The following is a 12875-nucleotide window of genomic DNA, read 5'->3' as shown; positions in this document are numbered from 1 at the left end:
AATGAGGCTATAGTGGCAAGTTTAACCAGAAATCAATATTACAGTAATCAAGATTTACAGAACTTATTTTCAAGGCTGGGAATAAAAGCAGAAGAAGTAATAAGCCAGGAGTTTGATGATGTACTTAAGTTAGTTGAGCGGCGCTTTAGAAGAGCTTCATTAAAATGTCACCCTGATAAAGTAGTAGGAGAGAAAGAGAAAAAAATAGCTGAAGAAAAGTTTAAAAAACTTAGTGCAGATAAAGATAAGCTAGAGAAATATCTTAACGACTTAAAAGCAGGAAGAACTCCTGGCATATCTATAACATTACAGCGAGAAGTGCAGGAAAAACAAAGGAGAATCAATGAGATTCTATTGCGTAGAGAGAAAGCTGTGAATAGAGCATGTTTATTTTTTATATTAGCAAATGTGGTACTTGGTCCGTCGCCTCAAGTCAAATATTGCTTATCACAACTTGCTAACAGTGGCAAAGTGCAAAATATTGCTTATAAATTTTATGCATTCAGCATCGGAGTTTGGCCATGGTTATTTATTATATCCTTTTGTAGTATTATCTATGCAGCAAGTAAACAAAGAGGCTCACAAGAAGAAAATCTAGATAGGTTAAATAGAAGATACAATCTACTTATTGCTGCTGATAATTATGTGCTATGTATAGCAGCAGCGTTTGCTGTGTGCAGTTTAGTATCGGAAATTGCACAAAATGGCTGGCCTGTTCAATATGGAATGGTGCTTATGGCTAATTTACTATTAGATTTATTACTTATTGCTTTACTTAGAACTTTTATAAAAGCTTTTGAACTATATGGTGAATACTGTATCCAGTGTTTATATGAAGAAGATGCGGAATTTAGTTATAAAGAAAAATTTGCATGGTATGACTACAAATTAGTACTTATGCCGCTCGTTCTTCCTATTGTTAAAATGTATTTTGAAGATTTAGTTCAAGAAAAACCACAACAGCATACTACTGATCCTAAAGTTACACCTTTAAATATAGGCGTAGGAACAAGAGCATAAAAAGGTCTTTGCTTCAACTATAGTTTTTGCTACACTTTGAGTAAATTTGAAGATATTAATGAGTGAAGAAGTAAAACAAATCCTAAGTTACTACGAAAGTGAAAACCCTGGAGTAAAAGCGAATCTTACTCGCATTCTTATGCATGGGAAACTTGGTGGAACTGGCAAGTTAGTAATTCTCCCTGTAGACCAGGGATTTGAGCACGGACCAATAAAAAGTTTTGAAGTTAACCCTGATGCTTACGATCCACATTATCATTTTCAGCTTGCAGTTGATTCAGGAGTAAGTGCATACGCTGCTCCGCTTGGTATGATCGAAGCTGGTGCTTCAACTTATGCTGGAATGCTACCACTTATTTTGAAGCTTAATAGCGCTAACTCTTTGCACTCAAAAAGCTTAACTTCAGATCAAGCAATAACTTCCTCTGTAAAAGATGCTCTACGTTTGGGCTGCGTGGCTGTTGGGTTTACTATATATCCTGGTTCTGCTAAGTGTTTTGATATGATGGAAGAAGCTCGCAAAATTATAGCTGAGGCTAAATCTTGTGGCCTTGCTGTAGTGCTATGGTCTTATCCACGTGGTGAAGGGATTTCCAAAGAAGGTGAAACAGCAGTTGATGTCATTGCTTATGCTGCGCATATAGCGGCTTTGCTCGGTGCCAACATAATAAAAGTAAAACTTCCAACCAACCATATGGAAAGAGAAAAAATAGAAAATATTGAATCATTATTCAAAAGAATTGAATATATTAAAAAGTCTTGCTTTGCAGGAAAAAGAATAGTAGTTTTCTCTGGTGGTGAGTCAAAGTCAGTGGGTGATATAAGTAGTGAGGTAAAAGAAATTAAGCAAGGCGGTGGTAATGGCTCAATAATTGGGCGTAATACTTTTCAACGCAAAAGAGAAGAAGCTTTATCTATGCTAAAAGATATAATTAATATCTACGCATAAAAAAATGGCTGGGTGGCAGAATGGCTTATGCGGAGGACTGCAAATCCTTTTATACCGGTTCAATTCCGGTCCCGGCCTCTTACTCCAATTAGATCATTGATTTTATTTAAATCGAAATAAGATTCCTATACTAATAAAATCTCAAATTAACAAATTTGGCTACCTAGAATTACTAGATAAAAATACTAATCAAGTTGTTGTTTCCCTTCAGAAAAATTAGTTTTTTCTCTGCATAGAAACTATATACTTACTATTTCGATAAACCTCAATCTTTCTAAGTTATTCTTGTTGCATGGTAAAAAATAAACTAAAAATGAGCAAAGTGTTTTACAAAATGATATTGCGTAATTTACTATTTTTGCTACCACCTGAAATTGCTCACTTCTTGTTAATAATGGCGTTAAAAAAAATGCCCTTTAAGAAACCTATAGAGCTACCAGAGTCTTTAAATGTAAACTTTTTTGGTAATAAACTTAGAAGTCCTGTGGGTCTTGCCGCAGGCTTTGATAAGAATGCGGAAGTTCTAAGGCCCATGCTCTCATTTGGTTTTGGATTTATTGAGGCTGGTACTGTAACTAAATATCCCCAATATGGAAACAAAAAACCGAGAATTTTTCGGTTAATTAAAGATGAAGGAATAATTAATAGATTGGGATTCAATAATAAAGGGGTGGACTATTTTCTTAAGCAGATAAGTGAAACTAAGCTTGATAATTGCATTTTTGGCATCAATATAGGAAAAAACAGTACATCAAAGGACCAAATCAGCGATTATGTTGACTTAATAAAGATAGTATATGGAAAGAGCAATTATATAGTACTGAACATCTCATCCCCAAATACACCTAACTTGCGTGATTTACACAACAAACAAGAATTATCCAAGTTGTTGAAGTCTATTACTCTAACCAAAAAATCAATTGATAGCTCTGAATCAATACCGATAATATTAAAAATTTCTCCAGATATAGATCAGCAAACGAAAGAAAATATCGCTGAGCTTGTGTTGGAATATAAGATTGACGGATTAACAGTAAGCAACACTACGGTAAGTAGAGATAATCTGCATTTCCACCACAACGAAAGTGGCGGATTGAGTGGTAAACCACTGTTCAAACTTTCAACTGAGTTATTGAGCGATATGTACAAACTTACTAAGGGCAAAATATTGTTGATAGGATGCGGAGGAATCTCAAGTGGTGCTGATGCATATAAAAAAATAAAGGCAGGAGCCTCTTTGGTACAGTTGTACACTGCTCTCATATACCACGGACCTCAAGTTGTAAACAAAATTAATCTAGAACTTGCAGAACTAATAAGGAGAGATGGATTTAGTAACATTAGTGAGGTGGTGGGTTGTATACATTAATTTTGGAAGTTGGTGGTATTATTTTAGTAAAATAATACTAATTTTTTAGTATAAAGGTGTGGTAGGAAGTGCTTTTCTTTTAAATAATGGGTATGAAGAGTTTGAATGATGCAATATCTAAGATCATTGATTATAAATTTACAAATTATGCAATATTAGAAGAGGCACTAACTCACCCAAGCGTAAATAAAAGGAATAGCAAAAACCAGATTGTAAGCTACGAAAGACTAGAGTTTTTGGGCGATAGTGTTTTGAATATGGTCGTATCTGCCATACTGTTTAAACTATTTCCTGAAGAAAAAGAAGGAGCATTGGCAAAAAGAAAAACGGATTTAGTTTGTGGCAGTACCATTGCTAATGTTGCTAAAGAAATAGAGTTAGGTAACTTTATTATCATGAATAATAGTGAACGTTGTAACGGAGGAAAATGTAACTTAAAAAATTTAGAAAATTCGCTTGAAGCACTAATAGGTGCAATTTATATTGACGGCGGACTTGAGAGTGTTGAGAAATTTATTATCCGACATTGGGAAAAGCTAGCTAAGGACATCCTCGATCCTCCTCAAGATCCTAAAACTTCACTGCAAGAATGGACTCAGAGAAATAAATTACCTTTACCAAAGTATGAGCTTGTAAAACAAACTGGACCAGCACACAATCCTGAATTTACTATATCAGTTTGCATAGAGAGTTATGACAAAGTTTCTGCATGTGCTCCTAGTAAGAAAATTGCTGAACAAAAAGCTGCTGAGTTGATCCTAGAAAAAATTGAAAAAACGACTTAGTTTAATCAAAATAGCCGTTAGCATAAATTTAAAGTAAGCTAAGCTCTTTAGTTCAGCTTACATATTTTTTTATCTCAGCCAGAATCTTATCAGATTGACTTTCATCTGAATTTAAATCAGCTACAAAGTGTGTGACATATTTTCCTTCAGGGCCAATAAGGTATATTATTGAAGAATGGTTAATTTCCTCTTCTCCACCTACTTTGCTTGCATATACTTTATACTTTGCAACTACTTCATCTATTTTTTGTCTTTCACCAGTTAGCATTTGTATTCTATGGTCAAATTGCTGCTGAAATTCTTTAAGACTTTCTGTGTCATCACGCTCGGGATCAACTGTAATAAAAAATGTTTGTAGTTTGTTGTTAGTTTTTTCATCTAACTTTGCAAGTGTTTCTGAAATTATTCCTAGGTTCATAGGGCAAATTCTTTTACATGAGGAAAATCCGAAAAAAATCATCATATACTTATCTTTAAAATCACTACTGCGTACTATTTGTCCATCTTGGTTAATTAAAGAAAAATCCCCACCTATTTTAATTTCTGTATTGTATGGGACAAAGATGCCTTTCTTAGTAAAATAACAATAACCTAAGAAGACAGCTGCTAATGCTATTAGTAGACTAGACAATAACCTTATAGACTTTACCATTAAAGCGTTCCTAATAAAATTAAATCATATATTAACTAGTTGACTGATTCAACATATTCCTTCCAAAGTGGATTGTTAATTTTGTCTAACAGTTTCTTATGCTCATCAAATTCTTCACTACTTGGTGAGTGTTCTCTGCGAGCTAAATTACGCACTTTATGCTGAATAAACGTAGAGTTATTGTCCTGAGCACATTCATTATTAAATAAAAAGGTTTGCAATCCTCCTGTAAGCTCAACATAGACCTTTGCAAGCAATTGAGCATCAACTAATGCTCCATGCAATTCTCTACCTTCCAACGATATATCAAAGCGTTTACATAATGCATTTAAAGAAGCAGGTGATCCTACAAACTTTTTTCTTGCAAGTGGTAATGTATCTAGCACTCTATCTGAGGAAATTAACCCAGCATTTAACTTGCCTAACTCCATATTAAGGAACTTAACATCGAATTCAGCATTATGAATCACCAAAATGTCATTGGATATGAAGTCAAGAAATTCAAGTGCAACATCTGAGAATAGTGGTTTATCTTCCAAAAACTCCTCACTAATACCATGAATCTTAAATGAGTGGTAAGGTATATCTCTCTCTGGATTAAGATATCGATGAAATGTTTTACCTGTTGGAATACGGTTAATTAGTTCTACACATCCTATCTCAATAATTCGATGGCCAGACTCAGTGTCAAGACCTGTAGTTTCAGTATCAAGTACTATTTCTCGTAGCTTGCTTTCCATCAGTTGTCATTTGTTGTTGAATTTTTATCAGTACTTGCCTTCTTATAGTTAATAGAAACAAGCAACCAGGTTGGGTCTGATGAATTAATATTTTTTTTGAATTGCCATACATCCTCAACTTTGTTAATAGTAGACATACTACCTGATATGATGTCTCCTTCACCATTCTTAACGAAGTTAATTTGCTCTGAAAGGAAGTATACTGCAATAAATACTACGTTTTTTACTAGTTTTATTTCTAAGATTTTTTGTGAAACAATAGAAACAATTATAGACTCGTGTATCTCTTTACGATGTTTAATCTTATCCACAAAGCTGTTATACAAATCTTTGTCCAGAAGAGATTTTAATTGAGGTAAATTTCCTTGGTTGAAATATTTAATTATTAATTCAAAAGCTATGCTTGAACCTTCTATAAAATTGGAAATAGAGAACTCTCTGTTTTTTTGTAATATTTGTTCATAAGTAGCTTCTATTGAACTTTTGTTATTGCTATAAGTATAATCTTCGATATTTTCTACCACATCCTCTTTACTTTGACTTACATCTAATACACCTGTTAGCTTTTTTAGATTGAGACTGGATGATCTTCCTAAAGAATTATATAAGCGTGAAAAAATAAACGCCGCTAGTAAAGCATATATTACAAGCTCTATCATGGTAACTTACTCCTTGATATATAAAGTATCTAAATATTATTAATTATTGATAAAAATATGTTTTTCATATTAACCTATAGTTAGGTTTACTATTCATTTGTAAATGGATATATTATATAAGAAAGTATTAAACATCTCAACTTAATTAAAGGAGACGTAAGAAATGTCACAACACAAAATGAAAATTCATGGTCAGTATGTCAAAGATTTTTCGTTTGAGAATCCAAATTCGCCATTCCTTCCTTCTAGTAAAGCTCCTGATATTAATGTAATGGTTAATATTAATTCAGCAAAATTAGAAGGAACAGAAAATAAAAAAGGAATAAGTGAAGAAAAGCCTTTTCATGAAATTACTTTGCATATAGAAGCCAAAGCAACGGTAAAAGATGAAGATGTAAAAGATGATATAGCTTTCATTTGCGAGGTAAAGTATTGCGGTATTTTTTCAATAGAAAACTTTACAGAGCTAAGTGAAGAAGAGGTGAGACAAGCTTTATTTATTGGTGGACCTACTTTTCTTTTCCCTTTTGCAAGAGAAATAATTGCAAGAACTACAAGTAGTGGCGGGTTTCCTCCACTTATGCTAGATCCTATAGATTTTGAAACTATGTATCAGCAGCAAAGTCAACAACAAAAAAGTAGCGCTAGTAATTCCAATTTTAACTAATACAGGATGAACAATTCTTTAAATGCAAAGACGACTTTAAATATTGATGGAAGGTTATATAACTACTTTAACCTAAGTAACGCTGGTAAATTCTTAGGAGTAGATTTAACAAAATTGCCTTGCTCACTCAAGGTATTGCTTGAAAATTTATTGCGTAACGAAGATGGAGTGAGCGTAAAATTGGGTGACATAAAAACACTAGCAAGTTGTGTCAATAAACATGTCAATCACGAAATTAGCTATAAACCAGCAAGGGTATTGATGCAAGATTTTACGGGAGTTCCTGCTATTGTTGACTTAGCTTCGATGCGTAATTATGTGAAGAAAAACGGGGGCAACCCAAGCAAAATAAATCCATCTGTACTTGTTGATCTTGTGATCGACCACTCTGTTCAAGTGGACAGTTACGGAAGCACTTCCGCATTTTGTAAAAACGTTGAATTGGAAGTGAAAAGAAATTTAGAGAGATATCAATTCTTAAAATGGGGAGAATCATCCTTCACAAATTTTAGAGTAGTGCCACCAGGTACTGGAATTTGCCACCAAGTGAATCTTGAATATTTAGCGCAAGTTGTATGTAACGATAGCGGAGTTCTATATCCAGATACCTTAGTTGGTACGGACAGCCACACTACTATGGTGAATGGTTTATCGGTTCTTGGTTGGGGTGTTGGTGGAATAGAAGCTGAATCTGTGATGCTTGGTCAGCCAATTAGTATGGTGATTCCAGAAGTAGTAGGATTTAAATTAATTGGAAAACTTTCAGAAGGAGTAACTGCAACCGATCTAGTGCTGACGATTACCAATGTTTTAAGAATAAAAGGCGTTGTTGGCAAATTTGTGGAATTCTATGGTGATGGATTAGATTATTTATCTTTGGCAGATAGAGCAACCATAGCTAATATGGCTCCAGAATATGGTGCAACTTGTGGATTCTTTCCAATTGATCAGAAGACACTAGATTATTTAAACTTAACCGGAAGGCCAAAAGAGTTGGTTAAATTGGTTGAAGTCTATGCAAAAGAACAAGGGCTGTGGCGTAGTAATGACGAATTGGCGTTCTTTGACACACTGGAGCTTGATTTATCGAGCGTAGAGCCAGTAATGGCCGGTCCAAAAAGACCGCAAGATAAGGTTTTTCTTTCGCAAGTGGCAGAATCTTTTTCTAAATCATTTCCAGTTAATGAGTCAGAGGAAAGCGATAAACTCCAAGATGGAAGTGTAGTTATTGCAGCAATAACAAGCTGCACTAATACTTCAAACCCAAGCGTAATGATTGCTGCTGGACTTGTAGCGCGTAATGCAGTCAACCTTGGATTAAAATCAAAGCCTTGGGTTAAAACTTCTCTTGCTCCAGGGTCACAAGTTGTAACAGAATATTTAGAAAAGTCAGGGTTACAGGAAGATCTAAATGCTTTGGGTTTTAATTTGGTTGGGTATGGCTGTACAACTTGTATTGGAAACTCCGGTCCGCTTAATGAAGATATAGAAAGTGATATTAAGGATAAAAACTTGACTGTTGCAGCAGTTTTATCCGGTAATCGTAACTTTGAAGGAAGAATCCATCCTTCAGTCAAAGCTAATTACTTGGCCTCTCCGCCACTTGTTGTTGTTTATGCACTTGCAGGCACTGTACAAATTGACCTGACAAAAGATCCTATATGCAGAGATAAGAATGGAAATGATGTTTATCTCAAAGATATATGGCCAAAAAATGATGAAGTTGAGAACTGTGTTAAAAGTGTTGTAACACGTGAAATGTTCATACAAAAGTATAAGGATGTTTTCTCTGGTGATGAGCATTGGCAAAAGATAAAGTGTGAGAAAAGTGAAATCTACAACTGGAATGAGAAAAGTACTTATATACAAAACCCTCCTTATTTTGATAATTTATTGACTGACAATGATAAAAGCAACATTTTTGATATAAAGGATGCACGAATACTCGCGATATTTGGCGATAGCGTGACTACCGACCACATTTCTCCCGCTGGAAATATTGCCTCAAATAGTCCTGCAGGCATATATTTAAAAGGTCTTGGAGTTGAACCGCAAGATTTCAATTCATATGGATCTCGCCGCGGTAACCACAACGTAATGATGCGTGGAACCTTTGCTAATATCAGAATAAGAAATAAAATGGTGAGTGCTGAGGGTGGCTATACAAAACATATTCCTTCTCAAGAAACTATGTCAATTTTTGATGCAGCAATGCAATATAAAAGAGAAGCTGTTCCATTAGTTGTCATTGCAGGAAAAGAATATGGTACGGGTTCAAGTAGGGATTGGGCAGCAAAGGGTACTGCATTGCTGGGAATTAAAGCTCTGATTGCAGAAAGTTTTGAACGCATACATAGGTCCAATTTGGTCGGTATGGGTGTTCTTCCACTTGCATTTCAGGATGGAGTAACGAGAAAGATATTTGATGGTAGTGAGATAGTGAGCATAAAAGGTGAAGTAGTACCAAATGGAAATCTAGAATGTATCATTAAAAGAAAGGATGATTCAGAGCAATCCATTCAACTCAAGTGCTGTGTACAAACTGCAACTGAGGTTAAGTACTTGATGAGTGGTGGGGTGTTGAGCTATATACTTGCGCAGTCCTTTTGAGCTATCACATTCATCAACTAGGTTTTTTGAATCGATTCTGGCTCTTTATTTAAATAATAATTTATTCTATGTAAAGTTATGATATAATCTTATCTTATATATGGTAAAGGGTGTTTTGTAGATAATTATGATCAGTTCTATACAAGAACCTAACGCATTACGAAAACGATTGCAGGCATTTTATCGTGCTGATGAAAAAAGTCACGTACGCTATCTTGTAGAAAAATCAGAACTTTCGGCTGATTCAAAAAACATAATTTACAATATTGCAAAACAAATTGTCGAAAAGATTAGAGGTAGTAAATTAGGCATTATAGATTCTTTTATACAACAGTACTCACTTTCTAACGACGAAGGAGTAGCGCTAATGTGTCTTGCTGAATCATTACTTAGAATACCAGACGATTACACAATAGATGAATTGATCAAAGATAAAATTGCCAACCAAGAATGGAATAAACACCTGGGGCGTTCCTCTTCATTGTTTGTTAATGCTTCTACATGGAGTTTAATTATAGGAAGCAGTATATTGAGAAATAATGAAGAGGATTCAAAATTCTATCACATAATTTCCAGGTTATTGAAAAATTTAGGAGAGCCAATAATCCGCAAAGCGGTGAAACAAGCAATATCCATTCTTGGCAAGCATTTTATTGTTGGAGAAACTATAGAAAAAGCATTGGAAAGTGTGAAGTCAGATGACTACAGTAAGTATTTATGCTCTTTTGATATGCTTGGTGAATCTGCTTGCACAGTTGAGGATGCGGAAGAGTATTTTAATTTATATATGCATGCAATAAAAGCCATAGGTGAATCTGCTGACATAAATGATTGCTTTAAATCTCAAGGGGTTTCAATCAAATTGTCTTCACTGCACTCACGTTATGAATTTAGCCAATTTGGTAATATAGCTGAAGAGCTGAGAGCTAAGTTGCTGGAACTGTGTCATGAAGCGAAGAAATATAACATTTCACTTTGTATAGATGCAGAAGAATCAGAAAGACTTGAGATGTCATTAGTTTTATTTGAGCAATTGCGTCTTGATGATTCACTTTCTAAGTGGGAGGGGCTTGGCTTGGCTGTGCAAGCGTATCAAAAACGTGCTTTATCTGTTCTTGATTTTGTTGAAGATGTTGCCATTCGATCAAAGCATAAAATTATGGTGAGGCTTGTAAAAGGAGCATATTGGGACTCAGAAATCAAGCGCACACAAGAATTAGGGTTAATTGGTTATCCGGTGTTTACTAGAAAAAGCTACACAGATGTATGCTATCTTGCCTGTGCGCAGAAACTTTTAAGCAAAGAGAATCACTTTTATCCATGTTTTGGAACTCATAATGCTTATACTTTTGCTACTATAATAGAGCTTGCCGATAAAAATCATCCTGGTTTTGAGTTTCAGCGCTTACATGGAATGGGTAAAAGTTTGTATGATTATGCAATTTCAGAACTTGCAACAAGCATCAATTGTCGTATATATGCACCAGTTGGTAAACATAGTGATTTATTGCCATACCTTATTAGGTGCCTTCTTGAAAATGGAGCTAATAGCTCGTTTGTCAATCAAGTAAATGATTCTGACGTTAAAATTGAAGAATTAGTCTCAGATCCATTAGAAAAAGTAAAAATCTTAGAGTATGAGCCTCATCCAAGCATTCCGTTGCCACGAGATATTTTTGGAGAGGAAAGAAAAAACTCCTTGGGAATGGATATTAGCGATTCAATTGCAGTTTCACAATTTGCAAATGATGTAAGGGAATTTAGTGAAAAGAAATGGCAAGTTGGCCCAATAATTGATGGAGAGTCGTTTCTTGACAGTGCGAAATTTACCGAAGTAGTGAATCCTGCACATTTGGAAAATGTAATTGGAGAAGTGTCAAGTGCAACAAGTGCTCAGGCTTTAAATGCTCTTGAAATAGCACATAGTGCTTTTACTAAGTGGCAGAATGTTTCAGCAGAAGAGCGCGCTAAATGCCTTGAAAAAGCTGCAGATTTGCTTGAGGAAAGGATGAAAGAGTTAATTTATATTCTGATTGTAGAAGCAGGAAAAATTTTATCCGATGCAATAGCAGAAGTAAGAGAGGCAATCGACTTTTTGCGCTATTATGCAATGATAGCAAAAAATGAACTGAATGACTGGAAAAAATTGCCAGGTCCAACAGGTGAAGATAACTTCATCTTTTTTGAAGGCAGAGGAGTTTTCTTATGCATATCACCGTGGAATTTTCCACTCGCTATCTTCATTGGACAGGTTTCAGCTGCACTTGCGGCAGGTAATGCAGTGCTGGCAAAACCGGCAGAGCAAACGCCGATTATTGCCTATGAAGCCGTTAAGATACTACACGAAGCTGGAATACCAAAAAATGTGCTACACCTTATTCCAGGGGATGGTTGGTATTTAGGTAAAACATTAGTACCAGATAATAGAATTTCCGGTGTAGCTTTTACTGGTTCAACACAAACTGCTCAAATAATTAATCGAATGCTTGCTAGTAGAGATGGTCCTATTGTGCCACTTATCGCTGAGACTGGTGGATTAAATGCTATGATTGTTGATAGTTCTGCTCTTTTAGAGCAGGTAACTAAGGATGTTTTAATTTCTGCATTTTGCAGTGGCGGTCAACGTTGTTCTGCTCTCAGAGTGCTATTTATTCAAGAAGATATAGCAGAAAAACAGATAAAAATGATATGCAATGCAGCTCAAGAACTAAAGATAGGTGACCCAATACAACTGAGCACAGATATTGGTCCAATAATTGACAAAGCATCTATTGATGTGCTCACTAAACATACGGAAAAAATATCAAGGGATGAAGATTCAAACCTTTTGTCCAAGGTACCCATGGATACAAATTCTTATAATGGTTATTTTTTTCCTCCGTATATTTATGAGATACAAAAAATTTCGCAATTAAAGCAAGAAGTGTTTGGGCCTATTTTACATATCATACGTTTTAATAAGTTGCAGTTAAATGAAGTTATAAGTGATATAAACAATACAGGATATGGACTTACGTTTTCTTTGCAAAGCCGTGTACAAAGTCAGATCGATTTAATAAGCAAGAAAATATCAGTTGGAAATGTATACATCAATCGCAATCAAATAGGTGCAGCAGTTGGAACACAACCATTTGGCGGTAGAGGACTGTCAGGTACCGGACCAAAAGCTGGTGGTCCTAATTATCTGCAACGTTTTTCTATAGAAAAGGTTGTAAGTGTCAACACTACAGCATGTGGAGGTAACATTACACTTGCGTGTTTGGATTGATTTGCAATTTCTAAATTGGAAGTCCGTGCAGTTGTGTATGCAGTACTAAAACCTAAAACTCATACACTGAAAGGATAGTTGTGATTCTAAGGAGGCTTCAAAGGAAGTCTTGTCTTTAATAAAAGAAAAAGGTTGCTATAATTCTGATAAAAGCAC

Annotated in this window: 10 protein-coding genes and 1 tRNA gene; 8 read left to right on the top strand and 3 right to left on the bottom strand. The window is 35.1% G+C overall.

Going from position 1 to position 12875, the window contains the following annotated elements; translation table 11 throughout:
- The first annotated feature begins 12 nt into the window (after positions 1 to 12).
- The 5 genes from ABWU33_RS06930 to rnc all read left to right on the top strand — a co-directional run bounded on the left by ABWU33_RS06930 (position 13) and on the right by rnc (position 4123).
- Complete coding sequence (locus tag ABWU33_RS06930) at positions 13 to 1020, top strand: molecular chaperone DnaJ (protein WP_211907740.1); 1008 nt, start codon at positions 13 to 15, stop codon at positions 1018 to 1020.
- Between the two features lie 58 nt (positions 1021 to 1078).
- Positions 1079 to 1969, top strand: a complete 891-nt coding sequence (locus ABWU33_RS06925) for a class I fructose-bisphosphate aldolase (protein WP_211907741.1) — start codon at positions 1079 to 1081, stop codon at positions 1967 to 1969.
- A 6-nt stretch (positions 1970 to 1975) separates the two neighbouring features.
- A tRNA-Cys gene (locus ABWU33_RS06920) sits at positions 1976 to 2047 on the top strand.
- A 214-nt stretch (positions 2048 to 2261) separates the two neighbouring features.
- Positions 2262 to 3338 (top strand): quinone-dependent dihydroorotate dehydrogenase, encoded by a 1077-nt coding sequence (locus ABWU33_RS06915; RefSeq protein WP_211907742.1) that lies wholly within the window; start codon positions 2262 to 2264, stop codon positions 3336 to 3338.
- Positions 3339 to 3430: 92 nt separating this feature from the next.
- The gene (gene rnc, locus ABWU33_RS06910) at positions 3431 to 4123 is read left to right on the top strand and encodes a ribonuclease III (protein WP_211907743.1); all 693 of its coding nucleotides are present in this window, start codon (positions 3431 to 3433) and stop codon (positions 4121 to 4123) included.
- Between the two features lie 52 nt (positions 4124 to 4175).
- On the opposite strand, the gene ABWU33_RS06905 is transcribed toward rnc, so the two are convergent.
- The 3 genes from ABWU33_RS06905 to ABWU33_RS06895 are packed head-to-tail and all read right to left on the bottom strand — an operon-like array spanning position 4176 to position 6174.
- Positions 4176 to 4775, bottom strand: a complete 600-nt coding sequence (locus ABWU33_RS06905; protein WP_211907744.1) for an SCO family protein — start codon at positions 4773 to 4775, stop codon at positions 4176 to 4178.
- 35 nt (positions 4776 to 4810) lie between these two features.
- Positions 4811 to 5515 carry a DNA polymerase III subunit epsilon gene (dnaQ, locus tag ABWU33_RS06900; protein ID WP_250120272.1) on the bottom strand — a complete coding sequence of 235 codons (705 nt, stop codon included), beginning with the start codon at positions 5513 to 5515 and terminating at the stop codon, positions 4811 to 4813.
- A complete protein-coding gene (locus ABWU33_RS06895) occupies positions 5515 to 6174 on the bottom strand; it encodes a Tim44/TimA family putative adaptor protein (RefSeq protein ID WP_250120273.1) in 660 nt (219 codons plus the stop codon). The genes dnaQ and ABWU33_RS06895 overlap by 1 nt, the downstream gene beginning before the upstream one ends.
- A gap of 163 nt (positions 6175 to 6337) precedes the next feature.
- Between ABWU33_RS06895 and secB the strand changes: the two genes are divergently transcribed.
- The 3 genes from secB (at position 6338) to putA (ending at position 12719) form a co-directional block, all read left to right on the top strand.
- Positions 6338 to 6841, top strand: a complete 504-nt coding sequence (gene secB / locus ABWU33_RS06890; RefSeq protein ID WP_007302467.1) for a protein-export chaperone SecB — start codon at positions 6338 to 6340, stop codon at positions 6839 to 6841.
- A gap of 6 nt (positions 6842 to 6847) precedes the next feature.
- Positions 6848 to 9451 carry an aconitate hydratase AcnA gene (gene acnA, locus ABWU33_RS06885; RefSeq protein WP_211907748.1) on the top strand — a complete coding sequence of 868 codons (2604 nt, stop codon included), beginning with the start codon at positions 6848 to 6850 and terminating at the stop codon, positions 9449 to 9451.
- 127 nt (positions 9452 to 9578) lie between these two features.
- Positions 9579 to 12719: a bifunctional proline dehydrogenase/L-glutamate gamma-semialdehyde dehydrogenase PutA gene (putA, locus tag ABWU33_RS06880; RefSeq protein WP_353280675.1), complete on the top strand. Its 3141-nt coding sequence runs from the start codon at positions 9579 to 9581 to the stop codon at positions 12717 to 12719.
- The last annotated feature ends 156 nt before the right edge of the window (positions 12720 to 12875 follow it).

The sequence above is a fragment of the Wolbachia endosymbiont (group B) of Cyclophora punctaria genome (genome assembly GCF_964028235.1).
Taxonomy (GTDB): Bacteria; Pseudomonadota; Alphaproteobacteria; order Rickettsiales; family Anaplasmataceae; genus Wolbachia.
Note: the sequence above shows the minus strand (reverse complement) of the source record. Positions and strands in the feature narration are given on the sequence as shown.